23 protein-coding genes and 1 pseudogene are annotated in these 26,689 nt (G+C 73.9%); 15 read left to right on the top strand and 9 right to left on the bottom strand.

Annotated features, from left to right (window positions below; genetic code table 11):
• The first annotated feature begins 4 nt into the window (after positions 1-4).
• The 4 genes from PT931_RS34095 to PT931_RS34080 are packed head-to-tail and all read left to right on the top strand — an operon-like array spanning position 5 to position 3,841.
• Positions 5-1,135, top strand: coding sequence for an acyl-CoA dehydrogenase family protein (locus PT931_RS34095; protein ID WP_456249841.1), 1,131 nt, complete (start codon positions 5-7; stop codon positions 1,133-1,135).
• Positions 1,132-2,151, top strand: coding sequence for an enoyl-CoA hydratase/isomerase family protein (locus PT931_RS34090; RefSeq protein ID WP_456249840.1), 1,020 nt, complete (start codon positions 1,132-1,134; stop codon positions 2,149-2,151). Before PT931_RS34095 ends, PT931_RS34090 begins: the two co-directional genes overlap by 4 nt.
• Complete coding sequence (mmsB, locus tag PT931_RS34085) at positions 2,148-3,056, top strand: 3-hydroxyisobutyrate dehydrogenase (RefSeq protein ID WP_456249839.1); 909 nt, start codon at positions 2,148-2,150, stop codon at positions 3,054-3,056. The genes PT931_RS34090 and mmsB overlap by 4 nt, the downstream gene beginning before the upstream one ends.
• Positions 3,053-3,841 (top strand): enoyl-CoA hydratase, encoded by a 789-nt coding sequence (locus PT931_RS34080; protein ID WP_456249838.1) that lies wholly within the window; start codon positions 3,053-3,055, stop codon positions 3,839-3,841. The genes mmsB and PT931_RS34080 overlap by 4 nt, the downstream gene beginning before the upstream one ends.
• Positions 3,842-3,930: 89 nt before the next feature.
• On the opposite strand, the gene PT931_RS34075 is transcribed toward PT931_RS34080, so the two are convergent.
• Together PT931_RS34075 and PT931_RS34070 are read right to left on the bottom strand one after the other, a co-directional pair.
• Positions 3,931-4,500 (bottom strand): AAA family ATPase, encoded by a 570-nt coding sequence (locus PT931_RS34075; RefSeq protein ID WP_456249837.1) that lies wholly within the window; start codon positions 4,498-4,500, stop codon positions 3,931-3,933.
• A gap of 150 nt (positions 4,501-4,650) precedes the next feature.
• The gene (locus tag PT931_RS34070; protein WP_456249836.1) at positions 4,651-5,484 is read right to left on the bottom strand and encodes a DUF4436 family protein; all 834 of its coding nucleotides are present in this window, start codon (positions 5,482-5,484) and stop codon (positions 4,651-4,653) included.
• A 183-nt stretch (positions 5,485-5,667) separates the two neighbouring features.
• Here PT931_RS34070 and PT931_RS34065 point away from each other — a divergent pair, with 183 nt between their 5' ends.
• Positions 5,668-6,903, top strand: coding sequence for an MFS transporter (locus PT931_RS34065; RefSeq protein ID WP_456249835.1), 1,236 nt, complete (start codon positions 5,668-5,670; stop codon positions 6,901-6,903).
• A gap of 9 nt (positions 6,904-6,912) precedes the next feature.
• Here the strand turns inward: PT931_RS34065 and def are convergent, their stop codons facing one another.
• Positions 6,913-7,470 (bottom strand): peptide deformylase, encoded by a 558-nt coding sequence (gene def, locus PT931_RS34060; protein ID WP_456249834.1) that lies wholly within the window; start codon positions 7,468-7,470, stop codon positions 6,913-6,915.
• Between the two features lie 303 nt (positions 7,471-7,773).
• Between def and PT931_RS34055 the strand changes: the two genes are divergently transcribed.
• Complete coding sequence (locus PT931_RS34055) at positions 7,774-8,370, top strand: hypothetical protein (protein ID WP_456249833.1); 597 nt, start codon at positions 7,774-7,776, stop codon at positions 8,368-8,370.
• Positions 8,371-8,451: 81 nt separating this feature from the next.
• Positions 8,452-9,210: a VOC family protein gene (locus PT931_RS34050; RefSeq protein WP_456249832.1), complete on the top strand. Its 759-nt coding sequence runs from the start codon at positions 8,452-8,454 to the stop codon at positions 9,208-9,210.
• An 86-nt stretch (positions 9,211-9,296) separates the two neighbouring features.
• On the opposite strand, the gene PT931_RS34045 is transcribed toward PT931_RS34050, so the two are convergent.
• From PT931_RS34045 to PT931_RS34035, 3 genes are all read right to left on the bottom strand, one after another.
• The gene (locus PT931_RS34045; protein WP_456249831.1) at positions 9,297-10,283 is read right to left on the bottom strand and encodes a phosphotransferase enzyme family protein; all 987 of its coding nucleotides are present in this window, start codon (positions 10,281-10,283) and stop codon (positions 9,297-9,299) included.
• 86 nt (positions 10,284-10,369) lie between these two features.
• Positions 10,370-11,263: a universal stress protein gene (locus tag PT931_RS34040; RefSeq protein WP_456249830.1), complete on the bottom strand. Its 894-nt coding sequence runs from the start codon at positions 11,261-11,263 to the stop codon at positions 10,370-10,372.
• A 22-nt stretch (positions 11,264-11,285) separates the two neighbouring features.
• A complete protein-coding gene (locus PT931_RS34035; protein WP_456249829.1) occupies positions 11,286-12,293 on the bottom strand; it encodes an Acg family FMN-binding oxidoreductase in 1,008 nt (335 codons plus the stop codon).
• A 182-nt stretch (positions 12,294-12,475) separates the two neighbouring features.
• Here PT931_RS34035 and PT931_RS34030 point away from each other — a divergent pair, with 182 nt between their 5' ends.
• Together PT931_RS34030 and PT931_RS34025 are read left to right on the top strand one after the other, a co-directional pair.
• Positions 12,476-13,021, top strand: a complete 546-nt coding sequence (locus tag PT931_RS34030; RefSeq protein WP_456249828.1) for a hypothetical protein — start codon at positions 12,476-12,478, stop codon at positions 13,019-13,021.
• A gap of 17 nt (positions 13,022-13,038) precedes the next feature.
• Positions 13,039-13,452 (top strand): annotated as a pseudogene (locus tag PT931_RS34025) (response regulator); the annotation flags it as partial.
• Between the two features lie 48 nt (positions 13,453-13,500).
• Here the strand turns inward: PT931_RS34025 and PT931_RS34020 are convergent.
• Positions 13,501-15,213: a GAF domain-containing protein gene (locus PT931_RS34020; RefSeq protein ID WP_456249827.1), complete on the bottom strand. Its 1,713-nt coding sequence runs from the start codon at positions 15,211-15,213 to the stop codon at positions 13,501-13,503.
• Positions 15,214-15,247: 34 nt separating this feature from the next.
• Positions 15,248-15,508, bottom strand: coding sequence for a helix-turn-helix domain-containing protein (locus PT931_RS34015; protein ID WP_456249826.1), 261 nt, complete (start codon positions 15,506-15,508; stop codon positions 15,248-15,250).
• Positions 15,509-15,545: 37 nt separating this feature from the next.
• Here PT931_RS34015 and map point away from each other — a divergent pair, with 37 nt between their 5' ends.
• Positions 15,546-16,313 carry a type I methionyl aminopeptidase gene (gene map, locus PT931_RS34010; protein WP_456249825.1) on the top strand — a complete coding sequence of 256 codons (768 nt, stop codon included), beginning with the start codon at positions 15,546-15,548 and terminating at the stop codon, positions 16,311-16,313.
• A 45-nt stretch (positions 16,314-16,358) separates the two neighbouring features.
• Here the strand turns inward: map and PT931_RS34005 are convergent, their stop codons facing one another.
• Positions 16,359-17,057, bottom strand: a complete 699-nt coding sequence (locus PT931_RS34005; protein ID WP_456249824.1) for a response regulator transcription factor — start codon at positions 17,055-17,057, stop codon at positions 16,359-16,361.
• A gap of 93 nt (positions 17,058-17,150) precedes the next feature.
• Between PT931_RS34005 and PT931_RS34000 the strand changes: the two genes are divergently transcribed.
• The 5 genes from PT931_RS34000 to PT931_RS33980 all read left to right on the top strand — a co-directional run bounded on the left by PT931_RS34000 (position 17,151) and on the right by PT931_RS33980 (position 26,599).
• Positions 17,151-18,110, top strand: a complete 960-nt coding sequence (locus PT931_RS34000) for a LysR family transcriptional regulator (RefSeq protein WP_456249823.1) — start codon at positions 17,151-17,153, stop codon at positions 18,108-18,110.
• 581 nt (positions 18,111-18,691) lie between these two features.
• Entirely contained in the window at positions 18,692-19,174 is a 483-nt protein-coding gene (locus PT931_RS33995) for an SRPBCC family protein (RefSeq protein ID WP_456249822.1), read from the top strand.
• Positions 19,175-19,339: 165 nt separating this feature from the next.
• Positions 19,340-22,957 carry a methionine synthase gene (gene metH / locus PT931_RS33990; protein WP_456249821.1) on the top strand — a complete coding sequence of 1,206 codons (3,618 nt, stop codon included), beginning with the start codon at positions 19,340-19,342 and terminating at the stop codon, positions 22,955-22,957.
• Between the two features lie 151 nt (positions 22,958-23,108).
• A complete protein-coding gene (locus PT931_RS33985) occupies positions 23,109-24,905 on the top strand; it encodes an RICIN domain-containing protein (RefSeq protein WP_456249820.1) in 1,797 nt (598 codons plus the stop codon).
• A 131-nt stretch (positions 24,906-25,036) separates the two neighbouring features.
• Positions 25,037-26,599 carry a DUF885 domain-containing protein gene (locus tag PT931_RS33980; RefSeq protein ID WP_456249819.1) on the top strand — a complete coding sequence of 521 codons (1,563 nt, stop codon included), beginning with the start codon at positions 25,037-25,039 and terminating at the stop codon, positions 26,597-26,599.
• The last annotated feature ends 90 nt before the right edge of the window (positions 26,600-26,689 follow it).

Genomic DNA, 26,689 nt, shown 5'->3' with positions numbered 1-26,689 from the left:
CGGCATGCGACTCACCGACGACCAGCGCGCCATCGCCGAGACGGCCGCCGGGTTCGCCGCCGAGTGCCTCGCCCCGCACGCCGTCGCCTGGGACCAGGAGAAGTACTTCCCCGTCGACGTCCTGCGCAAGGCCGCCGGCCTCGGACTCGGCGGGGTGTACGTGGCCGAGGAGCACGGGGGCAGCGGCCTCGGGCGCCTCGACGCGGCCCTGATCTTCGAGGCTCTCGCGGGCGGCTGCCCGTCGATCGCCGCGTACATCTCCATCCACAACATGGTCGCCTGGCTGATCGACCGGCACGGGGACGACGCCCAGCGGGCCCGGTACCTGCCGAGACTGTGCACCATGGACGCCCTGGGCTCCTACTGCCTGACCGAACCGGGCGCCGGCTCCGACGCCGCGGCGCTGGCCACCCGGGCCCGGCGGGACGGCGAAGACTGGATCCTCGACGGGGTCAAGCAGTTCATCTCCGGCGCGGGCGTCGCCGAGGTGTACGTGGTCTTCGCCCGCACCGGCGGCCCCGGAGCCGCCGGCATCTCCGCGTTCCTCGTCGAACTGGGCACCCCGGGCCTGTCCTTCGGGCCGAACGAGAAGAAGATGGGCTGGAACGCGCAGCCCACCCGCCAGGTCGTCCTCGACAGCGCCCGGGGCGAGCTCCTCGGCGCGGAGGGCGGCGGGTTCCGGCTGGCGATGGCCGCGCTCGACGGCGGCCGGCTCAACATCGGGGCCTGCTCGCTCGGCGGGGCCAAGGTCGCCCTGGACCGGGCGATCACGCACCTGCGCGACCGGCACGCGTTCGGCCTGCCGCTCGCCGACGCCCAGGCGCTGCGGTTCCAGGTCGCCGACGCCCACACCCAGCTGGAGGCCTCCCGGCTGCTGCTCTGGCAGGCCGCCGACGCGCTCGACCAGGGCACGGCGGGGGCGGTCGCCCTGTGCGCGATGGCCAAGCGGCTGGCCACCGACACGGGCTTCGACGTCGCCAACACCGCGCTCCAACTGCACGGCGGGTACGGCTACCTCACCGAGACCGGGATCGAGAAGATCGTCCGGGACCTCCGGGTGCACCAGATCCTCGAGGGCACGAACGAGATCATGAGGGTCGTCATCGCCCGCGACATCCTGGGAGCCGCCGCATGAGCCTGCCACCCGTCCTCGCCCGGGTCACCGGTCGCCTCGGCCGGATCACCCTGAACCGGCCGAGGGCCATCAACGCGCTCACCACCGGGATGGTCCGGACCATCCAGCACACCCTGGACCTGTGGGCCGGCTCCGACCGGATCCGCACGGTGCTGATCACCGGCGCCGGGGAGCGGGGGCTGTGCGCGGGCGGGGACATCCGAGCCATCCACGGCGACGCGGTGTCCGGGGGTACCGGGTCGCTGGACTTCTGGGCCGAGGAGTACCGGCTCAACGCCCGGATCGCGTCGTACCCGAAACCGGTCGTCGCCTGGATGGACGGCCTCGTGATGGGCGGCGGGATCGGGATCGCCGCGCACGCCGCCGTCCGGGTCGTCACGGATCGCTCCCGGCTGGCGATGCCCGAGGTCGGCATCGGCTTCCACCCCGACGTGGGCGGCAGCTGGCTGCTCGGGCACGCGCCCGGGCAGGTGGGCGTGCACCTGGCCCTCACCGGCGCGCCGATCGGGGCCGCCGACGCGATGCACGCCGGCCTGGCCGACCACTACCTGCCCGCCACCCGGCTGGCCCACCTGTCCGCCGCCCTCGCCGTCGGTGAGGCCCACCGGGTCGTGGACTCCCTGGCGGAGAAGCCCCCGCCCGGGGACCTGGCCGACGCCCGGCACTGGATCGACGACTGCTACGCCGCGGCGACCGTGCCGGAGATCCTCGACCGGCTGCGCGCGCACCCCGACCCGGCGGCGCGGGCCACCGCCGGGGAGATCGCCGGCAAGTCGCCGACCTCGCTCACGGTGGCCCTGCGCTCGGTGCGGACGGCGGTTGCCCTGCCCGACCTGGAGGCGGCGCTCGCGCAGGAGTACCGGCTGTCCGCCGCCCTGCTGCGCTCGCCCGACCTGGCCGAGGGCATCCGCGCCCAGATCATCGACAAGGACCGCAACCCGCGCTGGTCGCCGGCCAGCCTCGCCGAGGTGCGCACGGCCGACATCGACGCCTACTTCGACCAGGAGACGCAATGACCGTCGTCGCTTTTCTAGGCCTCGGCAACATGGGTGGCCCGATGGCCGCCAACCTCGTGCGGGCCGGACACACCGTCCACGGGTACGACCCGGCCCCGGCCGCCCTCGACACCGCGACCGCCGCCGGGGTACTGGCCGCCGCCTCGGCCGTGGAGGCGACCGCGTCCGCCGACGTGGTGGTCACGATGCTGCCCTCCGGCGGGCACCTGCTCGACTGCTACGCCGCGGTCATCCCCGGGCTCGCCGCCGGCACCCTGCTGATCGACTGCTCCACGGTCGCCGTGCCCGACGCCCGCGCCGCCGCCGAACTGGCCCGGAAGGCCGGCCACGTACCGGTCGACGCGCCGGTGTCCGGCGGGGTCGGCGGGGCCCGCGCCGCGACCCTGACGTTCATGGTCGGCGGCGGACAGGACGGCTTCGACCGGGCCGCCCCGCTGCTGGCCGAGATGGGCAGCCGCGCCGTGCACTGTGGCGCCTCCGGGGCCGGCCAGGCGGCGAAGATCTGCAACAACATGGTGCTGGGCGTGACGATGATCGCCGTCAGCGAGGCGTTCGTCCTCGGCCGGGCGCTCGGCCTGACCGACCAGGCGCTGTTCGACGTGGCGGCCACGTCCTCGGCCCAGTGCTGGTCGCTGACCAGCTACTGCCCGGTGCCCGGCCCGGTGCCGACCAGCCCCGCCAACCAGGACTACGCGGGCGGGTTCGCCAGCGGCCTGATGCTCAAGGACCTGCGGCTCGCCCACGACGCGGCCACCGGCACCGGGGTGGACACGGTGCTCGGCGCGAGCGCCGCCGACCTGTACGCCCGGTTCGTCGACCTCGACGGCCCGGGGCGGGACTTCTCCGCGATCGTGACCGCCGTCCGCGACCGGCTGCTGGCCGGCGACCGTGAGGACCAGAAATGACCCAGACCACCGACGAACGCACCGTGCTCGTCAGCCACCCGGCACCCGGCGTCGCCCAGCTCACCCTGTACCGGCCGAAGGCCCTCAACGCCCTCAGCCTCCAGGTGATGGCCGAGCTCACCGCGGCGGCCGCCGCCCTCGACGCCGACCCGGCCGTCAAGGCGATCATCGTCACCGGTTCGGCGAAGGCGTTCGCGGCGGGGGCCGACATCAAGGAGATGCAGCACCGGACCTACAGCGAGATGTACGCGGCCGACTGGTTCGCCGGCTGGTCCGCCCTGACCGCCGTGCGCACCCCGCTGATCGCCGCCGTGGCCGGCTACGCGCTCGGCGGCGGCTGCGAGCTGGCCATGATGTGCGACATCCTGCTCGCCGCCGACACCGCGAAGTTCGGCCAGCCGGAGATCACGCTCGGGGTCATCCCCGGCATGGGCGGCTCGCAGCGGCTCACCCGCGCGGTCGGCAAGGCCAAGGCCATGGACCTGTGCCTCACCGGCCGGATGATGGACGCGGAGGAGGCCGAGCGCGCCGGTCTCGTGTCGCGGATCGTGCCGGCCGACGACCTGCTGCACGAGGCGGTCGTCGTCGCCGAACGGATCGCGGCCATGTCGGCGCCCGCCGCGCGGATGGTCAAGGAGGCGGTGAACCGGGCGTTCGAGTCCACCCTGGCCGAGGGGCTGCTGTTCGAACGGCGGCTGTTCCACGCGACGTTCGCCACCGAGGACCAGACCGAGGGGATGGCGGCGTTCGTGGACAAGCGGACCCCGCGGTTCCAGGACCGCTGACGGGATCCCCGCGGCCGGCGGCCCCACCGGGTTGAGGGCGACCGGTGCCCGGTGGGGGACTCCTGAACGCCGGGCGGGCCGGCCCGCGTTCAGGAGTTCGTCGGGTCGGGCCGGCCGCCGTTGGCGAAGGCCACGATCTCCGCGAGCCCCGGGTCGTACCCGTCCGTCGTGTCCACCCGCAGGGTCGGCACGGCGAGCGAGATCGGCACGAACGCGTCGAGGGGCCGGTCGGCGCCGGCCAGGAACCCGCGGTCGTCGTGCGCGGCCCGCAGCCCGTCCTCCGCCGCCCGCCGGGCGATCCGGGCGCGGGCCACGGCGGGGTCGACCGCGCAGCGCACGACCCGGACCGCCGCCAGTGCGGCGAGCCGCTCCAGGCCCGGTCGCCAGCGCGGGTCCTGGAACGCGGCCTCCGCGACCACGGTCACGCCCGCGCCGAGCAGGAGCCCGAGGACCTCGAAGAACGTCCCGAACGTCCGGCGGGTGAGCGGATCGTCCGGGCCCGCCGTGAAGCCGGGCGTGGCGTGCGCCATGCCCTCCTTGATCTCGTCCCGGCAGATCGCGGGGCAGCCGACCGCGCGGGCGATCGCGTGCGCGAGGGTGGTCTTGCCGGTGCCCGGCGGGCCGCTGACGACGATCAGGGTGGGGCGGGATCCGGGCACGGGGGCGACCTCCTGGCGGTGGACTCGGTGACCGGACTCCGGGCGCCGACCGGCCGAGTCTGCCATCCGGCGGCCGATCCGTCCGACCCGTGCCCCAACGGTCGCCGCCGAGGCCGATCGCGTCGCACGTGGCCGGGAACGCCGGCGCGCCTATTGCGGGGCGCGTTCGGTGCGCACGCCCACGGCCGCCGTCACCGCCAGGCACAGTGCGATGACCGCCTCCGCCCACAGGAACGCCGCGTAGTCCAGGACGGAGCCGATCGGGGGCAGGCCGGGCGCGGTGTTGCGGAACGCGGCGAGCGCGAAGAACGACGCGGCCATCCAGCCCAGCGCCGGCCACACCAGACCGCGGCGCTGGCTGACGATGATCCAGGTCCCGCCCAGCACGGCCAGCGCGAGCGCCCACATGCCCAGGATCATGAACCAGCCCATGATCAGGGAGCCGTAGGTCCGGCTGAACGAGATCCTGACCGTGGACTCGTCGACCTTCTTGGCCACCCGGGCCCGGAACAGCGCGTCGTTGCTGAAGATCCTGATCGAGACGGGTACCGGCTCGCCGGCCACCTCCGCGTAGAACCCGATCTCGGCCTCGTACCCGTCGAAGGGGTACGCCGTGACCGCGTCCCCGGTCAGCCCCACCGTCAGGTCGGCGCTGGACACCCGCTGGCCGGCGGGGAACGTCAGGGAGCCGGGGCGCGACGCCGTGGTCTCGATCAGGATCGCCTGGCTGGGCGTGCCCGGAGCGCCCTGCTCGGCGTACCGCCCCAGCGGGGTGACGTCCACCCGGAGCACCAGGTCGCGGGCCGGCGCGTCGATCCGCTGCACCGAGGCCTCGATCTCGATCTGGTCGGGCGCCTCGGACGCCACCGAGAACAGGCGGTCGCGGGCGTCGCGTTCGTTCGCGTAGAGCCAGGCGCCCACCGTGCCGGCCAGGGCCGCGACGACGAGCGCCGCGAGCCAGCGTACCCACCTGAACTGTCGCACTTCTGCACTATATGTGGCCTTTGCTCTGGCGTGGCATAAACGGGGAGCGGTCCGGGCCGGGATCCGTTAACATCCCTTCCCGGCCCTCCGGCCAGGACTGACCATGACGCGCAGGCGTGGAGTTCGCCCATCCGCCCGCGTCGGAACCACCGTCCGCCGGGCCATGCCGTGGGGAGACCACGCGTGAGAATTCTCCTGGACACCCGACCCCTGCGCGACTCCCCGGCGTTCCGCCGCCTCTGGATCGGCTCGGCGCTGTCCGCCGTCGGCGGCCAGATGACCGGCTTCGCCGTCGCGTTGCAGGTGTACACCATGACCGAGTCGTCCGTGGCCGTCGGCGCCGTCGGGCTCGCCATGGCCGTGCCCTCGATCGTCGTCGGCCTCCTCGGCGGGGCGCTGATCGACGCCATGGACCGGCGCAAACTCGTCCTCATCACCAGCTGCTCACTGGCGACCGTGTCCGTGCTGCTGGCCGTGCAGGCGTTCGCGGACCTGCGCCAACTCTGGCTGCTGTACTGCCTCGTCGTGATCCAGTCCCTGCTCAGCGCCGTTGAGGGACCCGCTCGCCGGACCTTCGCCCCCCGGCTGCTGCCCGCCGCCAGCCTGCCCGCCGGGACCGCCCTCGGCATGCTCACCATGCACGGCGCGGTCACGGCCGGCCCGCTGCTCGCCGGGGCCGTGGTCGCCGGCTGGGGCCTCAAGGCCTGCTACGCGATCGACGTGCTCAGCTTCACCGCCGCCCTCTACGGCGTCCTCCGGCTGCCCGCCATGCTCCCGGAGGGCGGCGCGGTCCGCCCCGGCCTGCGGGCCGTGGGGGAGGGCCTGCGGTTCGTCCGGGGCCACCGGGTCATCGCGGGCGCGTTCCTCGCCGACATGAGCGCCATGGTCCTGGGCATGCCGTTCGCGCTGTTCCCGGCCATCAACGCCGAGTACTTCGGCGGCGGGGCGGCCACCCTCGGCCTGCTCACCGCCGCCCCCGCCGTCGGCGGCGTCCTCGGCTCCGCGCTGTCCGGACCGATCGCGCACGTCACCCGCCAGGGCCGGGCCATCCTGATCGCGGGCGCGGTGTGGGGCGCGGCCCTCGCCGGGTTCGGCCTGGCCAGGAGCCTGTGGCTGGCGCTGGGGCTGCTCGTCCTCGCCGGGGCGGCCGACGTGATCTCGGTGGTGTTCCGCACGGCCGTCGTCCAGGTGGCCACCCCCGACCGGTACCGGGGCCGGGTCAGCGCCGCCGAGTACGTCGTCGGGGTGGGCTGCCCGCAGCTCGGCAACTTCCGGGCCGGCGCGGTCGGGTCGCTCGTCTCGCCGGCGTTCAGCGCGGTCAGCGGCGGGCTGGGCGTCGTGGTCGCCGCGGCGCTGATCGGGCTGGCGGTGCCGGAGCTGCGGCGGCAGCGGGCGCAGGAAGTGGCGGCGGTGGGCTGAGGCCGTGCGCTACCGGCGGTGGAACGCCACGTAGTTCTGCACCGTGGTCAGGCTCTCCAACGAGGTCATCCGGTCCAGGAACTCCACGCCGTCGAGGTGGTCCGCCTCGTGCTGGATCACCCGGGCCACGTACCCGGAGAATTCCTGGGCGACCCGCTTGCCGTCCGGCGACACGTACTCCACGGTGATGGTCTCCGCGCGCGGCACCTGGCCCATCAGCCCCGGGACGCCGAAACAGCCCTCCCAGTCGACGATCGTGGCGTGCGAACGGGCCACGATCACCGGGTTGACCATCTGGATCAGCGGACACTCGGTCCGGTCGGGGAACACGTCCGTCCGGCGGACCTCCACCACCATGACCTTGACGGACACCCCGATCTGCGGCGCGGACAACCCGGCCCCGTTGAGGGAACGCAGCCGGTCCACGAGGGTGGTGAGCAGTTCGGCGACGTCGTCCACGTCGGCGACGCCCCGGGTGGGGGCCTTCATCCTCGGATCGCCGATGGTGACGATGCCCTCCCCGGCGGTGCCGGAGATCCAGCCACGGTCGCTCTGGGCAAGGGTCATGTGAACACTCCGAATCTCCCGGGGCGGGTCCGTCGAGGTCGAGGAAACGTGTGTCGCGCAGGGTTCATCTACAGTTCCATATGGACGGCCGAACGTCGAACAACACTTCTCGACGGGTACGCGACCCGCGCGGTCCACCGCTCTCCCTCCTCAGCCCGGGCGCCCGGCGGTCCCGGCCCCGGCGGCCTTGAGCGAACCTTGACCGGCCCCCGGCACGCTCAGCCCCGAGGACAGGGGTCCCACACCCGCGGGGCCCCGTCCCAGGTGTCCGACGGGACGCCGAGGACAGAGAGGCTGGACGGGATGAAACGGATACTGGTCGTGAGCTCGCTGACGTTCGCGCTGCTGACCGGCGGCGGCGCGGCGGTGGCGGCCCCGGCGGCGGCCCCCCGGCCGTACTGCGTGCTGCACCTCTCCCAGGGCGGCACCACCGACTGCTACGCGACCTTCACCGAGGCCATCGCCGACGGCACGGACGGGCAGGTCACCGACGCCCCGGCCACCACCGAGGCGGCCGGCGACGCGCTCGACCGCCGGCTCGACGCGGCGGCGGTCCCGGCCGGTTCGCCGGCGGCCCTCGCGGCGGCGGGCGGCACGGTGATCGGGATCCAGTACTGGCACATCGACTTCGAGGGCGCGGCGTGGGTCGTGGAGGCCAACCACGCGTGCGACCGCGACAAGGGCTACGCCGAGTGGCAGTCCAGCTTCCCCGGCCACGCGTGGGACAACCAGATCTCGTCCGCGAAGGTGTTCGCCGGCTGCTACGCGTTCTTCTGGGACACCCCGAACTACGACGTGTACGGCGTAGCCATCGCCGGGGACACCTCGGACTTCCGGTCGATCGGCACCTGGAACCCGCGCAACTTCAACGACATGACCACCTCCATCTACTGGACCTGACCGGGCCCGGACCCCGCCGCGCACACCGGCGGCGGGGTCCGGCACGGCGCTAGTGTGGGTGGTTTCCGACAAGGGGGCAGCATGCCGCAGCGCACCTCGTACCCGCAGGGCACACCGAACTGGGCGGAACTCCGGACCACCGAACCGGAGACCGCCCGGTCCTTCTACGGCCGCCTGTTCGGCTGGGACTTCACAGACACACCACAGGACGGGTACACCCTGGCGGTCCTTGACGGGGAGGTCGTCGCCGCGCTCACCGCGGGTACCGGTCCGGCCTGGCACGTCTACCTGGCCGTGGACGATGTGGACACCGTGGCGGAGGCCGTCCCCGGCGCGGGCGGCACCGTCCTGGAGGCCCCGGCCGACGCCGGACCGGCCGGCCGCGCCGCCGTCGTGCGGGACCCGACCGGCGCGGCGGTGGGGCTCTGGCAGGCCGGCCGGCGGCAGGGTGCGGGCCTCGTCGGCGAGCCCGGCACGGTCGCCTGGAACGAGCTGCTGACCGGCGACGTGGACGCGGCCGTGCGCTTCTACCAGCGGATCGTGGGCCTCATCCCCGAGGCCGTCGAGGTGGACCCGGCCCTGGGCGGCGTGCGGTGGAGCACGCTCAAGGCCGGCGGCGAACCGGTCGCGGGCGTCGTGCCCACCCCCGCGCAGGGTGCGCCGGCCCGGTGGAACGTCTACTTCGGCACCGACGACATCGCCGCCTCCGCCGACCGCGCCACGGCCCTCGGTGGCACCCTGCTCCTCGCGCCCACGGAGACCCCGATCGGCCCGATGGCCGGGGTCCGGGACCCGCAGGGCGCGTCGTTCAGCCTGTGGACGCCCCGGATCCCGGGCTGACGTCCCCGCCAGGCGCGGCGGCGGGACCGCGACGTTGACGCCCGCGCGCCGGGGCGTCGCCGACGTCCTCGGCCCGGACGTGCGGGTCAGGGCGTGCCGAGGTAGTCGGTGAGGTACGTCCACGACGCGGCGCTGTCCGCCGTCTCCCGGTGCGGGCGGCGGAACCCGTCGACGTAGACGGCGATGTCGGCCAGTTCCCACCACAGCCGGTACAGCGCCAGACCGGCCGGGTCGACGGCCCGGCCGGTCGCCCGGGTGTACCCGGCGAGAATGTCCGCGTCGTCCGTGACCAGCCACAGGTCGCGTTCCGGCGGGCCGAGCCGCACGGTGTCCCAGTCGATGAGCTGCGGGCCGGCCGCGGTCCGCAGCACGTTGCCGGGGTGCGGTTCCCCGTGGGTGACGACCCACCTGTCCGGCGTGCCCAGCACCTGTCCGGCGAGCCGGTCGAGCTCGCCGAGCAGCCGGGTGACGTGGTCGGCGCGGGCGGTGAGCAGCGCGCGGGTCCGCTCCGCGTACGGCCCGCCGGTCCATGCCCGGTCCAGGAGCCCCAACGCCTCCTCGAGCCGTTCCCGGCCGGGCAGGTCCCGGTCGGCCGGGGGAGGTGTGACGAGCGGGGTGGCGGCGTGCAGGGCGGCGAGGAGGCCGACCATCTCGGCCCGGTGCTCCCCGGGGTGCGGGCCGAACCGCCCGGCGTGGCCGTCGAGCAGGGGGAACACGGCGACGGAGTACCGTTCGGCGAGCCGCCACACCGTCGCCCCCGTCCGGGCCGGGACCGGCGCGACCACGAATCCGAGGTCGGCGTCCCGGCGCAGGGCCGACGCGGTGTCCATGGCCCGCCCGAGCCGCCCGAACGCGAGGTCCCGATCATCGTGCCCCAGGTCGTCGACGGTGACGAACAACGCCGGCCCGTCGCGGCCCGACCCAGGGCCGTCCGGATCCCCGACCCGCGCCGCCCAGTGGTAGCTCCCGGCCCCGACCGGCAGGTACGCCACCGACCGGACGGTCACGCCCCACCCGTCGGCCAACGCCGCGACCAGTGCGGACTCCGTGACACCCTCGGGCCGGTCCTTCATGGGCCGTGACTATTCCCGACGGTCGCCGGACCCGCTCCGTATTTCCGGCGACCGCGACAGCCCTGGTACCCGAAGAAAGGTCCCGCTCACTCCTTGACGGCATGGACGACGACCACCGGGCAGTCGGCGTGGTGGATCAGCGTGTAGCCGACCGAGCCGAGCAGCAGGCTGGCCACCTCGCCGCGGCCCCGGGAGCCGACGACGACCACGCTGGCGACGGTCGACTCCTCCAGCAGGATCTCCGCCGGGTTGCGGTCGTAGGACAGCGACCGGGTGACGTCCACCCGGGGGTACCGCTCGGCGAACCCGGCCATGGCCTCGGCGAGTACCCGCTGCGAGGTGTCCTCCGCCTCGGCGAACGTGAACCCGGCCAGCGCCGCCGACGACAGGCCCGACTCCGGGACCGTGTGCCAGACGTAGAGCGCCCGCAGCGGGGCGTGCCGGCGCTCGGCCTCGGCGAACGCGAACCCGAGGGCGGCCACCCCACTCTCGGTGCCGTCGACGCCGACCAGCACGGGTGCCGTCGACGGCCGGTTGACCTCGCCCCGCACCACCAGCACGGGGCAGGAGGCGTGCGTGGCGACCTGCCCGGCGACGGACCCCAGCACGAGGCTGGCGAACCCGCCCCCGCCCCGGGAGCCGACGACGACCAGGGCCGCCCCGGCGGAGCGTTCCACGAGCCAGGCGGCCGGCGTGGTGTGGATCAGGTGCGTGTCGACGTGCAGCTCGGGGTGCCGGCGCTGCGCGCGGGTCCCGGCGGTGTCGAGGACCTCGGCGACCTCCGGGGGCGGCATCGTGAACTCGACCGGGTACGGCATGGCCATCATCGGCCCGTACAGCGACGGCAGCACGTAGCTGTGCATGATCTCCAACGGAAGGCCGCTGGCGGCGGCGTGGTCGGAGGCGAGGTCGAGGGCGGTGTCGCTGAACGACGATCCGTCCACGCCCACCAGGACGGCGGGCCTGTCAGTGCTCTTCATGGGTTCTCGCGGCTCAGGGCGGTCATGTCGAGTCCTCTCCGGACGGTCGACGGGGGCTGCGCGGCACGGCGCCGGGCCGTTCGACGACCCCGAACCGCAGTGCGAGCACGGGCCAGCCGAGCCCGGACAGCATCCGGTGCCGCAGGTCCTCCCGGACCGCCGCGACCTCGGTGACATCGCTCATGGGCGAGGCGGACAGGCCGGCGCACACGGCGGTGAGCAGGACCGCGGACATCGCCTCGCCGGCCGTGAGCCAGTCGGCGGGGGTGTCGGCGTCGGTGAACAGCAGCGCGTACCGGGTGCCGGCGTCGGCCCCGGTGCCCGCCGGCAGCGCCGCGTCGCCGTCGAGGGCGAAGTCGCGGACCGCCACCCGGCGGGGCACGGTGGCCACCGCGGCCTCGGCCGGGACGCCGTCCGCGCCGCCCGGCGGCCGGCCCCGGGTCCAGGCGCCGAGTTCGGCCCGGTAGGCCGGATCGGTGACCTCGGCGTCGGAGGCGTGCTGGGCGGCCACGGTCAGCTCGACGACCTGCTCGTCGCGGAGGAACTGCAGATGCGCGCCGTGCCGTTCGGCCGCCGCGCGGAGCGCGTCCACCGTCTGGTCGGGCACCGGGAGGGCGGTGAAGGGCCTCCGGTCGGTCCGCCGGACCCCGATGGCCTGGGCGAGCCGCAGGTCCATGGCAGCGGGCGGCCGGTGGCCGGTGGGTTCGAGGCGGGCGAGCAGGTCCGGCTGGTGCGGGTCGGGACCCCGGCGCACGGCCACCGTGTGACCGGCGGCGGTCAGGGCGACGACGGCGTGGTGCAGTGCCGTGCCGCAGCTGACGACCAGCAGCCGGCTGTCGGGGTCCAGGCCGGGCAGCCGGCGGCCCACGTCGGCGCGCAGGTCGGCGACCCCGTCGTGCAGGTCCCACCGCCAGGGCTGGGTGTTGAACACCGACGGGGCGCGCAGCGCCGTCAGCACGGCCTGGCCGAGGGCGCTGAAGCCCGCCCGGGCCCGCTGTGCCGGGTCGGTGTCGGTGAAGTGGATGGACATGGCTTCCGCCTTCCAGTGCCTGGCGTGCTGTCCACGGGATCCCGCGTCGGCTACCCCTCACCCTGCGGCGTCCGGGCCGGGCCGAACAGTGCCGAAGGTCCCGGCCGGCCCGGTCCCACCGGCCCTGTCCCCGGACGGGTGCGCGGCCGGAAGCTGGGCGGGACGACTCGAAGGGATCCGACATGAGCACCATCACCCGGCAAGACAGGGCCATCCGCTCCGCCGCTTCCAGCCCGGAACGCGCCCCCGCCGTCCGGTACGTCCTCGCCGGCCTGCGCCTCGCCCTCGGCTGGGTGTTCCTGTGGGCGTTCCTCGACAAGCTGTTCGGCCTCGGGTACGCCACCAAGGCCCCGGCGGCGTGGATCAACGGCGGCCACCCGACCCTGGGGTTCCTGAAGAACTCCGCCAAGGGCCCGTTCGCGGACTTCTACCACTCCATCGCCGGTACCGCGTTCGCCGATGTCGCGTTCATGGCGGGCCTGGCCGGCGTGGGGGTCGCGCTGATCGCGGGGATCGGCCTGCGGGTCGCGGCGGTCGCCGGTGCCCTGCTCATGGTCATGATGTGGACGGCCGTCCTGCCGCCGGCGAGCAACCCGTTCATGGACGACCACCTGGTCTACGCCGGGCTGCTCGTGCTCCTGGCCCTCACCCGGGCCGGCGACACCTGGGGCCTGGGCGGCCGGTGGTCGCGGCTGCCGTTGGTGGCCCGGCTGCCCTGGCTGCGCTGACGGGGGCCCCGTGCCGGGTGACCTGCCCGGTTCGGGACCTTCGGCACGCCGGTGACACCGAGGTCGTGGGGGAGTCCGGTTCGGCCGTGGAGGCGACGAGCCGGATTCCCGCGCTCAGGCCGCACGTCGTGGTCCTCGACGCCCGGTTGCCCGACGGCGACGGGGTCGAGGTGTGCCGGGCGGTGCGGTCGGTGGACCCGGCGATCCAGGCGCTGATCCCCACCTCCTACGAGGACGACGAGGCGCTGTTCGCCGCCATCATGGCCGGGGCGGCGGGCTACGTGCTCCAACAGATCCGGGGCACCGACCTGGTGGACGCCGCCCGCCGGGTCGCCGCCGGCCAGTCGCTGCTGGATCCGGCGGTCACCGCCCGGGTCCTGGACCGGATCCGGCACGGCGTCGGCGCCCCCGACGCCCTCGCCGGCCTCACCTCCTCGGGGACCGGGGCGGAACCACCCCCTGACGGGTACGGGACCGGTTCAGCCGCCGCGCACCGGCACCCACCACGTCAGCCGGGTACCCGTCGGCTCGACGTCGGCCACCTCGAACCCGCCGCCGAGCCCCTCGGCCCGTTCGGCGAGGTTCAGCAGCCCACCGCGCGGCACCGCCCCGCCCACCCCGTCGTCGACGACGGTCAGGGTGAGCCCGTCCGGCGCGACGCGTAGGGTCACCGCGACCCGCCCGGCCCGCGCGTGCCGGGCGACGTTGGACAGCGCCTCGCGCAGCACGGCCAGCAGGTCGGGACGTATCTTGTCCGGCACGGCGCTGTCCACGGGGCCGTCGAGGGTCAACGTGGGCCGCAGTCCCAACGTGGTGCCGGCCTCCTCCACCAGGTCGCGCACCCGGGTCCGCAGGTCCGCGGCCGCCGGGGCGCGCAGTTCGAAGATGGCGCCCCGGATGTCGCGGATCGTGCCGTCGAGGTCGTCCACCACGGCGTCGATCCGGTCGGCGACCTCGGGCCGGTCCGCCAACCGGGCGGCGCTCTGCAACTGCATGCCGGCGGCGAACAGGCGCTGGATCACGACGTCGTGCAGGTCCCGGGCGATGCGCTCGCGGTCGCCCAGCACCGCCAGCAGCCCGCTCTCGTCGCGGGCCCGGGCCCGGACCAGGGCGAGCGCGGCCTGGCCGGCGAACGTCTCGACCAGCGCCACATCGGGGCCCCCGGCGAAGGCGACCCCGCCCGGTTCGTACGCGACGGCCAGGACGCCGAGCAGGGTGTCGTCGGCGACCAGGGGCACCAGCAGGGCCGTACCGGTCGACACCGGCACCGGCCAGGTGGCCGCCCGGCCGAGGTCCTCCACGACGGCCAGGTGCCGGCCGGCGATCATCGTGGAGATCTCGCCGTGGTCGGCCGGCACCGCGAAGCCCTCCAGGGCCGCGCCGGGGCCGCCGTCGGCCACCTCCACCACCAACCGGCCGCCGTCGGGGTCGTAGAGCAGGATCATCGTCAGGTGCGCCTCGGCGACCTCGCGGGCCCGGGCGGCGACCAGGCGCAGCGCGTCGGCGCGGTCGGTGTCGCTGAGGATCACGGCGCTGGTCTCGGTGGTCGCCTCCAGCCAGCGCTGCCGCCGGCGGGACTGCGCGTACAGCCGGGCGTTGTCGATCGCCGCCCCCGCCGCCACGGCCAGCGCGACCATGATCTCCTCGTCGTCGTCGGTGAACGGCCCGCCGCCGCGCTTCTCGGACAGGTACAGGTTGCCGTAGACCGTGTCCCGGATCCGGACCGGCACCCCGAGGAACGTGTGCATGGGCGGATGCCCGGCCGGGAAGCCGTACGCGCGGGGGTGCGCGGCGATGTCGGGCAGCCGGATCGGGCGCGGGTCCTCGATCAGCAGTCCCAGCACCCCGTGCCCGGACGGCAGGTCGCCGATCAGGGCGTGCGTCGCCGGGTCCATGCCGTGGGTGATGAACTCGACGAGCGTGCGGTCGGGCCCGATCACCCCGAGGGCCCCGTACTCGGCGTCGGTCAGCTCGCACGCCGCCTGGGTGATCCGTTCGAGGGTGGCCCGCAGCTCCAGGTCGGTACCGATCCCGACGACGGCGTCGAGCAGGGACCGGAGCCGTTCCCGGCTGGTCATCACGTCCCCGACCCGGCTCAGCAGTTCCTGCAGGAGTTCGTCGAGGCCGGTCTGGGACAGCGCGTTGAGCCCCAGAACCGAGGAAACCGGACGAGCCAGGGGTTTCTTGGGCATGCCCCGATGCTATGCCGCGCGGACCGGGCGCGGCTCAGGCCGCCCGCTGCCCCCCGGGCGCGGTGACGGCGGCCAGGGTGCGCAGGTCCAGGCCGAGCACCTCGGCGAGGGCGGCGACGGTGAAGAACGCGGGCGTCGCGATGGCGCCCCGCTCGATCTTGCGCAGGGTGTCCAGGGAGATGCCGGCTGCCATCGCGATCTCGGCGGCGCTGCGCCCGGCCCGGGCGACCTGGAGCGCGCGGCCCAGGGCCTGGCCGCGCTGATGTTCCTCTGCTGTCAACGGGGTACGCACCATGTGGGTGATTGTAATCCTAGTATTATAATCTTCAACCATGGTGACCCTGAAGACTGAGAACGAGCTGGCCACGATGCGCGAGGCGGGCCGGGTGGTGGCCCGCACCCTGGCGGCCGTCGCCGACGCGGCCCGCCCCGGGACGACGCTCCTGGAGCTCGACGCGCTGGCCGCCGACCTGATTTCCAGCCTCGGGGCCGGCTCCTCGTTCCGGGGGTACCGGCCGGCGTGGGCCCCGACCCCGTACCCCGGAGTGCTGTGCCTGTCCGTCAACGACGTGGTCGTGCACGGCATCCCGGACGGCCGGGTGCTCCGCGAGGGCGACCTGCTGTCCGTCGACTGCGGCGCGTACGTCGACGGCCTGCACGGCGACGCGGCGGTCACCGTGGCGGTCGGCGCGGTGGACGAGGCCGCCGAGCGGCTGTCGCGGACCACGGCCGAGGCCCTGGCGGCCGGCATCGCCCAGGCCCGCCCCGGGAACCGGCTCGGCGACATCTCCCACGCCGTGCAGCGGGTGGCCCGCGCCGCCGGCTACGGCCAGGCCGACGGCATGGGCGGCCACGGGATCGGCTGGAAGATGCACGAGGCTCCGGACGTGCCGAACGAGGGCCGGCCCGGGCGGGGCATGCCGCTGCGCGCCGGACTGGTCCTGGCCATCGAGCCGATGCTGATCGAGGGCGGCGGCGACGACCACCGGACCCTGGACGACGGCTGGACGGTGGCCACCCTGGACGGCAGCCGGGCGGCGCACTGGGAGCACACGGTCGCGATCACCGAGGCCGGGCCGGTGATCCTCACCCTGCCGTGAGCCCTCGGTGCCGCGGCGCGTGCAGCCCGGGTGCCGCGCGCGTCCTCAGTGCCGCGGTGCGCGCAGGACGACGCCCTTGCTGCGGCTGCTGTGCAGGTAGCGGGGGTGCTGGGCCGTCTCGCCGAGCTTGGCGCGGAGCCGGGACAGCAGGAAGTCGACGGACCGGGGGGCGGTGGCCGGCCGGCCGGGCCACAGCCGGGCGACGAGCGCGGCCCGGGACAGCTCCCGCCCGGGCCGGTCGCTGAGACAGGCCAGCAGGTCGAACTCGGACGGGGTGAGCCGGACCGTCTCGCCGCGCAGGGTGACCTCCCGGGCGCCGGTGTCCAGCCGCAGCTGGCCCACGACCCGGGCGGCCGACGGGGTGGGCCCCGGTACCCGGCGCAGGATCGCGGTGACCTGGGCGTCGAGGAGTTCCGGGGTGCACGGCTTGGCGGCGTAGCTGTCGGCCCCCGCGTCGAGCGCCCGGGCGATCTCGGCGTCGGTCCGGCCGGCGGCGGTCACGACCACCGGCCGCCGGGCGCCCAGCCGGAGGAGGCGCAGGAGCAGCAGGCCGTCCACGTCGGGCGCGTAGGGGTCGAGGACCAGCACGTCGGGCCGGTCGTGGGTGTCGCGGGACAGGTCCGACAGCGCCGACCCGACCCGGCGCAACGGCAGGTCCTCGACCCGGTGCCCGAGGGCGGCCAGCCCCGCCGCGGTGACCCGGCGGTCGGCGGTGTTCTCGTCAATGATCAGGATGTCCGCCATCGCGCTGTTCCCTCGGATCCGCCGCTGTCGATCACCAGTAGGTTCACATCCTTCGGTCGCGGCCAGCCATCACATTCGGTATAGCCTTGTGTTATGGATCTGGAGGTCCGGCACCTGCGGGCGATCTGCGCGCTCGCCGACGCGGGCAGCGTCTCGCGCGCGGCGACCCGGCTGGGCATCTCCCAGCCGGCGCTGAGCACCCTGCTGCAGAGAATCGAGAGATCCTTCGGGGGTACGTTGTTCCTCCGCGGCCGGACCGGTGTGCGCCCCACCCCGCTGGGCGAGCAGGCCCTCCGCCGCGCGCGCCTGACCCTCGCCGACCTCGACGGCTTCCTGTACGAACAGCCGGACGGCGACCGGGCCACGAGCACCCTGCGCCTGGGCTCGGCGACGATGGCCTGCCTGGGCACCCTGCTGGCGCGGGTGACGGCGGCCCTGCCCGGTACGACCATCACGCTGAAGGTGGACTCCTCGGCCGTCACCCTGGCCCAGGCGCTCGCGCACGACCGGCTGGACGCGGCGGTGGTGCTGATGATGGACGACCACGACGTGCCGTTCGCGCCGGAGCTGGCGCAGCGCGCGCTGGTGCCCCGGGTGCCGATCTTCGTCGCGCTGGCCGAGGGCCACCGGCTCGCCGACCGACCGGAGATCGAGCTGGCGGACCTGGCGGAGGAGGCGTGGATCTCGCCGCCCGGGTCGGAGGACGGTTCGCTGGCGTCGTTGCGCGCGGCGTGCCGGCGGGCGGGCTTCGACCCCCGGGTCCGGTACGACGCGCCGGACGGCGGGGGCATCCAGCTGATCGCGGCCGGGCACGCGGTGCGCCTGGTCGAACCGGGGGCACCGAGCCACGCGGGGGTCGTGGTCCGTCGGCTGGCCGGGGATCCGCAGCGCGGCCGGCTGGTGTTCGGGTGGCGGCGGTCCCGGATCGCCGAACAGGACGCGGAACGGGTCTACCTGGCGGTGGCCCGCGCGTACACGGAGCACGCGGTGGCCAGCCCGACGTACGGGCCGTGGTGGGCCGCGCACCCCGAGGTGCACCCGAGGGTCGAGTGAGCGGGGCCTGCCCGGCGCACTCCGGGCAGGCCCCCGTCGGGCTGGTACTCGGTCCTGACGGTCACCCCGGCGCACGTGCCGCGCCCGCGGGTCCGGCCCGGCCGGCCGGGTGAGCCCGAAACGTAAGGTGTCACCCGCCACGGGGCAACCACGCTTAACGCACCGCCGACCTCCCGACCCCCCAACGTTGCCCAACCCTTAAGACCCGACCCCTGCGACGGGTACGCCTTCCGCCCGCCGGTGTTCGAGCGCGCGGTGCGCTGTGGCGCCCGGGAGACACCGCCTACGGCGCTCACGGTCGACGGAGACGCACTCGGTGCCCGACGCCCGCGCCGTCCCGGGTCGGCCGGCGCTCGCAGCGCCGCGTGCACGTTCGCCGGGAACACGAGAACGAGCAGCGGAACCATGGGGAACCCTCCGGAGTGCCAAACTTGACACTGCAAAGATGCCGGCCGCCACCCCAACTTGTCAATGCCTAGATTGAAGGGCGAAAGACGGAACCCTCGATGGGTACCCATGGAATGTCGGGTATTTCTGGGTTGTCCGGCGGTACATTTCGGTCTGGGTGACAGGAGGCAGGGATGGACGCGATCCGCCACGAGGTGTGGATCAACGCCGACCGGCCGACGGTGTTCGCCGCGCTGACGACCACCGCCGGCCTGGACGCCTGGTGGGGCCGGGCGGTGCGGGCCGATCCGACGGTCGGTTCGGTCACGGAGTTCGACCACGGGCTCGGCGCGCCGCTGCGGATGCGGGTCACCGACCTGGTGCCCGACCAGCGCCTGGAGTGGCGGTGCCTGTCGGACTTCACCGAACCGGGCAACCCGGCGTCGGAGTGGCTCGGCCACCGGCTGGTGTTCGCGCTGACCACCGTGCGACGGGGCGACGTCGGTCCGCTCCTCGCGCCGCTGATCACCGGCGCGCAGGTCACTGTCCTGCGGTTCGAGCACGCCGGCTGGACCCGCGCCGCCCGCTGGTTCCCGTTCTGCAACACCGCCTGGGGCCACGCCCTCGGCACCGATCTGCGGGCCTACTGTGAGACCGACGCGGCCCCGCCGTCCTAGCCGCCGGCCGGGGGAGTCGCGCCACGCCGTGGGATCCGGTGGCGGCGGCGGCGCTCGACGGGTAGCGTCAGTTGCCAGGTCGAGAGGCGCTGCGACGGACGAGAGTCCGCCACGCTCGGCCGGTCCGGATCTCCAAGGGCGCCTCCCTACCTGGGAGGTGGACTGTTGGACAGGACTGTGACCGGCCGTGAGCAGGCACTACGCGACCTGCTCGACCAGCGGGTGGCCGTGCTCGACGGCGCCTGGGGCACGATGCTGCAGGGCGCGGGGCTGACCCCGGCGGACTACCGCGGCGAGCTGCTGCCCGCCCACACCCACGACGTCACCGGTGACCCTGACCTGCTGAACCTCACCCGGCCGGACGTGATCCTGGACGTGCACCGGCAGTACCTGGCGGCCGGCGCGGACATCACCACCACGAACACGTTCACGGCCACCAGCATCGGCCAGGCCGACTACGGCCTCCAGCACCTGGTCCGCGACATGAACCTGCGCGGGGCCCAGCTGGCCCGGCAGGCGGCGGACGAGGCGGGCGGGAAGTTCGTCGCCGGTTCCGTCGGGCCGCTGAACGTCACGCTGTCGCTGTCGCCCAAGGTGGAGGACCCGGCGTACCGCGCGGTGACCTTCGACGAGGTGCGCGACTCCTACGCCGAGCAGATCCGGGCCCTGGCCGACGGCGGGGTGGACCTGCTGCTGATCGAGACCATCTTCGACACCCTGAACGCGAAGGCCGCCATCGCAGCCGCCCGCGAGGCCGCCCCGCACCTGCCGCTGTGGATCTCGGTGGCGATCGTGGACCTGAGCGGCCGGACGCTGTCCGGGCAGACCGTGGAGGCGTTCTGGGCCTCGATCGAGCAGGCCGAGCCGCTGGTCGTCGGGGTGAACTGTTCGATGGGCGCCGAGCAGCTGCGCCCGCATGTGGCCGAGCTGTCCCGGCTCGCCGGCACGCACGTCGCCTGCCACCCGAACGCCGGCCTGCCCAACGCGTTCGGCGGCTACGACGAGACCCCGGAGGAGACGTCCGGGCTGCTGGCCGAGTTCATCTCCTCGGGCCTGGTCAACGCGGTCGGCGGGTGCTGCGGCACCAGCCCGGCGCACATCGCGCTGATCGCGGCCGCCGCGGCCGGCCAGCCGCCCCGGGTCGTGCCGGAGCTGACCCCGGCGACCCGGTTCAGCGGGCTGGAGCCGTTCTCGATCGGCCCGGACACCGGCTTCGTCATGATCGGCGAGCGGACGAACGTGACCGGTTCGGCGAGGTTCCGCCGGCTGATCGAGTCCGGTGACCACCAGAAGGCCGTGGACGTGGCCCTGGAGCAGGTCCGCGGCGGCGCGAACATGCTCGACGTGAACATGGACGCCGACCTGCTCGACAGCGTCACGGCGATGACCACGTTCCTGAACCTGATCGCGACCGAGCCCGAGGTCGCCCGCATCCCGGTCATGATCGACAGTTCGCGGTGGAGCGTGCTGGAGGCCGGCCTCAAGTGCGTGCAGGGCAAGGGTGTGGTCAACTCGATCAGCCTCAAGGAGGGCGAGGAGCAGTTCCTGGCCCAGGCCCGCACGATCCTGTCGTACGGGGCCGGCGTGGTCGTGATGGCCTTCGACGAGCAGGGCCAGGCCGACACCACCGAACGCAAGGTGTCCATCTGCGGCCGTGCGTACGACCTGCTGACCGGGATCGGCTTCCCGGCCGCCGACATCATCTTCGACCCGAACGTGCTGGCCGTGGCCACCGGGATCAGCGAGCACAACGGGTACGCGAAGAACTTCCTCGACGCCCTGCCCCTGATCAAGGAGCGCTGCCCGGGCGCGCACATCAGCGGCGGCATCTCGAACCTGTCGTTCTCCTTCCGGGGTAACGACATCGTCCGCGAGGCCATGCACTCGGCGTTCCTGTTCCACGGCGTCCAGCTCGGCCTCGACATGGGCATCGTCAACGCCGGCCAGCTCGCCGTGTACCAGGACATCCCCGCCGACCTGCTCGAACTCGTCGAGGACGTGCTGTTCGACCGGCGCGAGGACGCCACCGACCGGCTGGTGGCCTTCGCGGAGAACGTGAAGGGCTCCGGTACCCGTCGGGTGGTGGATCTGTCCTGGCGTGAGGCCCCGGTGGCCGAGCGGCTGTCCTACGCGCTGGTGCACGGCATCGTCGACTTCATCGAGGACGACACGGAGGAGGCCCGGCTCACGGCCGCCCGCCCCCTGGAGGTCATCGAGGGCCCGCTGATGGACGGCATGAAGGTCGTCGGCGACCTGTTCGGCGCCGGCAAGATGTTCCTGCCCCAGGTGGTGAAGAGCGCGCGGGTGATGAAGCGTTCGGTCGCCTACCTGGAGCCGTTCATGGAGGCCGAGCGGGAGGCCGACCGGCTCGCCGGCCGGGCCGACACGGGGCGCGGCCAGGGCAAGGTCGTGATGGCCACGGTCAAGGGCGACGTGCACGACATCGGCAAGAACATCGTCGGCGTGGTCCTGGGCTGCAACAACTACGAGGTGATCGACCTCGGTGTGATGGTGCCGGCGTCCGTCATCCTCGACACCGCCGTGGCCGAGCACGCCGACGCGATCGGGCTGTCCGGCCTGATCACCCCGTCCCTGGACGAGATGGTCACCGTCGCCGCCGAGATGCAGCGTCGGGGGCTCAAGCTCCCCCTGCTCGTGGGCGGTGCCACCACCTCCCGGCAGCACACCGCCGTCCGGATCGCCCCGGCCTACGACGGCGCCACGGTGCACGTCCTCGACGCCTCCCGGGTCGTCGGCGTCGTGTCCGACCTGATGAACGAGGAACGGGCCGAGGTCCTCGACACCGAGAACCGGGCCGAGCAGGAGCGCCTCCGCGAACAGCACGCCAACCGGCAGCAGACCCCGCTGCTGAGCCTGGAGAAGGCCCGGGCCAACCGGCAGGTCGTCGACTTCGGCGACCTGCCGACGCCCGCCTTCACCGGCCTGCGGGTCGTCGAGCCGCACCTGGACGAGCTGCGGGCGATGATCGACTGGACGTTCCTGTTCCTGGCGTGGGAGCTCAAGGGCAAGTACCCGGCGATCCTGGAACGCCCCGAGGCCCGCGAGCTGTTCGACGAGGCCAACGCCCTCCTCGACCAGATCATCGCCGAGGGCTCCTTCACCGCGAAGGGCGCGTACGGGTACTGGCCGGCGCACTCCGACGGCGACGACATCGTCCTCGACGGCGGCCCGGACTTCCCGATGCTGCGCCAGCAGACCGCCAAGCCCGCCGGCCGGCCCAACCGCAGCCTCGCCGACTACATCGCCCCCGCCGGCGACCACCTCGGCGGGTTCGCGGTCGCCATCCACGGCGCGGAGGAGCTGGCCGCCCGGTACGAGGCGCAGAACGACGACTACCGGGCCATCATGGTCAAGGCGCTGGCCGACCGGCTCGCCGAGGCGTTCGCGGAGTACATCCACCTCAAGGCGCGCCGCGACTGGTTCGAGCCCGACGCGCAGCCGGAGCTCGCCGACCTGCACGCCGAACGGTTCCGGGGCATCCGGCCGGCGCTCGGCTACCCGGCCAGCCCCGACCACAGCGAGAAGCGGGACCTGTTCGACCTGCTCGGCGCGGCGGACCTGGGCATGGCGCTGACGGAGTCGTTCGCGATGACCCCGGCGGCCAGCGTCAGCGGCCTGATCTTCGCCCACCCGGACGCGAAGTACTTCACGGTCGGCCGGCTCGGCCGCGACCAGACCGCGGACTACGCGGCCCGCCGGGGGCAGGACCTGGCGGAGGTGGAGCGCTGGCTGCGCCCGAACCTGGGCTACGAGCCCAGCTAGGGTCCGTTCCCACAGGTTCGTGGCCGGCCGGGGGAACCTGGCCGGCCACGAACGTTTTCGGTGATCTCCACCACTTCCCCGCCGACAGTTAACTTTCCTCAGATTAACGTCCAACCAGGACTGTCCTATCCAGAGGAAGGCAAACCATTCGATGAGTACGCGCACCGCCCTTGTCGGGCTCGCCGTGTCCGCTCTCGTCCTGTTCCCGGGAGCCGGCGCGACCGCCGCGCCTGGTTCCCCCGCCCCGACCCAGGGTGCCGACGGCTGGTCCGCCGCCCCCTTCTTCGCCGAACCGCTGCCGCCCGGCGCCACCCCCGTCGCCCCGCTCGCCCCCGCCGTCGCGCACGCCCAGATCGCCGCCAACCCGGTGGTCTGCGAGGGCGACGGGGTCACCGGCAAGCGGATCGAGGTGCTCTACGTCCGCGAGGCCGGCCAGCCCGACCGGTACGCGGCGGTCGTGCCCTCGTTGCAGGCCTACGCGGCCGGGGTCGACGACGCGTACAACGACAGCGCCGCGCAGACCGGCGGCAGCCGGCACGTCCGGTACGTCACCACGGCCGGCGCGGGCTGCCAGCTCACGGTCGGCAACCTCGTGGTGCCCGACGGCACGTACACGTCCGGCGCGATCCGGGACCGGGCGATCGACGCCGGCTACTTCAACGCCGACCGCGACTACCTGATGTTCTCCGACAACGCCGGCACCTGCGGCGGCACGTGGGGCGACAACGACGACCAGCCGGGCCCGGCCAACGCGTTCAACAACGGCCGGCACTACTCGGAGATCGCCGTGCCGTGCTGGGGCGTCAACGCCACCGCCCACGAACTGGGCCACATGCTCGGCGCGGTCCTGACCGGCGCCCCGCACCACCAGGGCGGCGGGCACTGCTCCCAGGAGTGGGACCTGATGTGCTACGGCGACACCCAGTCCTTCGACTGCCCGCAGCGCGACGGCGACCGCCTGATGGACTGCGGCCACGACGACTACTACAGCACCAACCCGACCCCCGGCAGTTGGCTGGCCACGCACTGGAACGTCGCCAACAGCGCCTTCCTGATCAAGGCGAACACGCCCGACAACAACGACGGCCACGCCCAGGGTGGGAGGACCTACGTCATCACCGGCGCCGTCCACGGCGAGGCCATCGAGGTCGTGGGCGCGGGAACCGGCGGCCTGGTCGAACTCAGCCACCGGACCCGGGTCGACTCCGCGAGCCAGAAGTGGGTCCTGGGCTACGACTCCGGCCTGCAACTCGTCAACGCCAACAGCCAGCTGTGCGCCGACAGCGCCTACAGCGGGACGGCGCCGGGGACGCACATCATCCAGTACAACTGCAACGGTCAGAACGGCATGCGGTGGGCGTTCCGGCCGGTCGGCAACGGCAAGGTGGCGATCTTCAACTACCTGACGGGGTACGCGGTCACCGACGGCGGCGCGTACCCGGCGTCCCTCGTCCAGCAGCCCTACACCGGGGCGGCCAACCAGCAGTGGACCCTGAACGAGATCGCCGACCCCGGTCCGCAGCCGGCGACCAACTACCACCTGACCAGCGCGGCCAACGGGGACAGCGCGGCCGTCGTCGGCGGCTCGACCTCCCCGGGCGCGCAGGTCACCCACCTGGCCCGGCAGAACGTCGCCAGCCAGAAGTGGAAGCTCGTCGCCGTCACCGGCGGGTACTGGCGGATCGTGAACGTCAACAGCAACCTGTGCCTGCGGCCGGTCTCCGGCGGCACGGCGGCCGGCGCGCTCCTCGAACAGTGGACGTGCGGGACGGCCACCAGCCAGCAGTGGACCCTGGTCCGCACCGCCGACACCCGGTACGGCCTGGTGAACCGGGCCAGCGGGCTGGCCGTGCGCGAGGTGGACAACGGCACGGCCTCGATCCTGGAGCACCGGCCGTTCCTGGGCGGCTCCAGCGACGAGACGGTCTGGGGGCTGGTGCCCGCGTGACGTCGGTGGGGCGCCTCCGCCGGGGGCGCCCCACGGGTCCCGGGCGCCGTGAGGTACCCGAACCGGTCGTGCGGGACCTGCCTCGTGGGCGGCGCCCAGCGGGGCCCGGGAAGTTGATCTAGACTGCGGCCGTGGATCTTCAGAATCTGGCCGACGAGGTGTGGGACGGCATCCTGGCCCGGGACCCGTGGGCGGCCGAACGCGCCGGGCGCGAGGTCACCGTCCTGCCCGACGGCGGCCCGGAGGCCGTGCACCGCCAGGCCGCGACCGCCGAGGCCACCCTCGCCCGCCTCGACACGGTCCCCGTCGCGGACGCCGACCGGCTGACGGCCGCCTTCCTCCGCGACCACCTCGAACACGAAGTCGCCGAGACGGAGCGGTTCTGGTACCGGTTCCCGGTCACCGCGTACAGCGCGATGGCCCTCGCCGACCAGCGCACCAGCATGACCGGCGTGGACCTCGCCGCCCCCGACGGGCCCGAGCGCCTCCGCACCCTGTTCGACTCGCACATCGGCGCGGTCGAGCAGCTCCGCGCGACCCTCGCCGGACAACGCGCCCGGGGCGTGCACCTGCCCCGGTCGGCGGTCGGCCCGGCGCTGGACACGATGCGCGGCCACGCGGCCGCCGGAGCCCGCCTGCCCGCCCCCGCCGCCGCGCTGCACCGGCTCGGCGCCGCCTTCGACGCCCTGATCGCGGACATCACGGAGCACGCCGCCGCCGGCCCCGCCGAGGGCGGCATGCATCACTACCCGGGCGGCGACGAGTGCTACGCCGGGCTGATCCGGCTGCACACCGGCCTGGACCTCACCGCCGAACGGGTGCACGAGATCGGTCTGTCCGAGGTGGACCGCCTGACCGCCAGGATCGGCGACGAACTCGGCATCACCGACGAGGCCGCGCACCGGGCCCGGCTCAACGCGGACCCGGGGACCTTCGCGGCCGACCCGGCCGAGGTGGAGCGGCGGCTCCAGGGGCACCTGGACCGGGTGCTGCCGATGCTCGCCGGGCAGTTCGCGAAGCTGCCCGCCGCGCCGTTCCGGCTGAAGCGGCTCGACCCGTCGCTGGAGGCCGACATGACGTGGGGGTACTACGACGTGCCCGGCGCCGACGGCTGCGGGTACTACTACTACAACGGCTCCGACCTGCCCAACCGGCCCATGGTGCAGGCGGCCAGCCTGATCCTGCACGAGGCCCTGCCCGGCCACCACCTCCAGATCGGCCGCCAACTGGAGAACGACCGCCTGCACCCGCTGCGGCGCGAGTTCTCCGCGCAGAGGACATTCGCCATCGGGGGGTACTGCGAGGGCTGGGCCGAGTACGCCGCCGGCCTGGGCTACGACTGGGGGCTCTACGAGGACCCGGTGGACCGGTACGGGCGGCTGTGCGCGGAGCGGTTCCACGCGGCGCGGCTCGTCGTGGACACCGGACTCAACGCGCTGGGCTGGACGTTCGAGCGCGCCGGGGCGTACCTGCGCGGGACCGGTTTCCTGTCCGAGGTGGAGATCGGGACGGAACTGGTCCGGTACGCGGTCGACGACCCCGGGCAGGCCCTCGGCTACCACCTGGGGCACTGGTACCTGCGGGAACTGCGCGGGACGACCGACGCGCTGACCTTCCACGAGGCGGTGCTGGACGAGGGGCCGCTGCCGTTGTGGCTGCTCGGCGAGCACCTCGGGGGAGCGCCGGTCCGGTAGCGCCGCCCCCGGCCGCGCGCGGTGGGGCGTCGCCCGGGTGGGGCCGTGGGCTGGCGTACCCGTCGTGGTCGTGGTTCTGTCGGTGGGCGG

It is taken from the genome of Longispora urticae (genome assembly GCF_053902585.1).
This window is presented reverse-complemented; position numbering and strand designations above follow the sequence as displayed.

Bases quoted from the DNA above. Each gene is read 5' to 3' on its own strand.
- PT931_RS33995 (WP_456249822.1), top strand. From the start codon at position 18,692: ATGGACGCGATCCGCCACGAGGTGTGGATCAACGCCGACCGGCCGACG.
- PT931_RS33985 (WP_456249820.1), top strand. From the start codon at position 23,109: ATGAGTACGCGCACCGCCCTTGTCGGGCTCGCCGTGTCCGCTCTCGTC.
- PT931_RS34015 (WP_456249826.1), bottom strand. From the start codon at position 15,508: ATGGTGCGTACCCCGTTGACAGCAGAGGAACATCAGCGCGGCCAGGCC.
- PT931_RS34000 (WP_456249823.1), top strand. From the start codon at position 17,151: ATGGATCTGGAGGTCCGGCACCTGCGGGCGATCTGCGCGCTCGCCGAC.
- map (WP_456249825.1), top strand. From the start codon at position 15,546: ATGGTGACCCTGAAGACTGAGAACGAGCTGGCCACGATGCGCGAGGCG.
- PT931_RS34090 (WP_456249840.1), top strand. From the start codon at position 1,132: ATGAGCCTGCCACCCGTCCTCGCCCGGGTCACCGGTCGCCTCGGCCGG.
- PT931_RS34040 (WP_456249830.1), bottom strand. From the start codon at position 11,263: ATGAAGAGCACTGACAGGCCCGCCGTCCTGGTGGGCGTGGACGGATCG.
- PT931_RS34045 (WP_456249831.1), bottom strand. From the start codon at position 10,283: ATGAAGGACCGGCCCGAGGGTGTCACGGAGTCCGCACTGGTCGCGGCG.
- PT931_RS34050 (WP_456249832.1), top strand. From the start codon at position 8,452: ATGCCGCAGCGCACCTCGTACCCGCAGGGCACACCGAACTGGGCGGAA.
- PT931_RS34080 (WP_456249838.1), top strand. From the start codon at position 3,053: ATGACCCAGACCACCGACGAACGCACCGTGCTCGTCAGCCACCCGGCA.
- PT931_RS34055 (WP_456249833.1), top strand. From the start codon at position 7,774: ATGAAACGGATACTGGTCGTGAGCTCGCTGACGTTCGCGCTGCTGACC.
- PT931_RS34030 (WP_456249828.1), top strand. From the start codon at position 12,476: ATGAGCACCATCACCCGGCAAGACAGGGCCATCCGCTCCGCCGCTTCC.
- PT931_RS34020 (WP_456249827.1), bottom strand. From the start codon at position 15,213: ATGCCCAAGAAACCCCTGGCTCGTCCGGTTTCCTCGGTTCTGGGGCTC.
- PT931_RS34005 (WP_456249824.1), bottom strand. From the start codon at position 17,057: ATGGCGGACATCCTGATCATTGACGAGAACACCGCCGACCGCCGGGTC.
- PT931_RS34035 (WP_456249829.1), bottom strand. From the start codon at position 12,293: ATGTCCATCCACTTCACCGACACCGACCCGGCACAGCGGGCCCGGGCG.
- def (WP_456249834.1), bottom strand. From the start codon at position 7,470: ATGACCCTTGCCCAGAGCGACCGTGGCTGGATCTCCGGCACCGCCGGG.
- PT931_RS34095 (WP_456249841.1), top strand. From the start codon at position 5: ATGCGACTCACCGACGACCAGCGCGCCATCGCCGAGACGGCCGCCGGG.
- mmsB (WP_456249839.1), top strand. From the start codon at position 2,148: ATGACCGTCGTCGCTTTTCTAGGCCTCGGCAACATGGGTGGCCCGATG.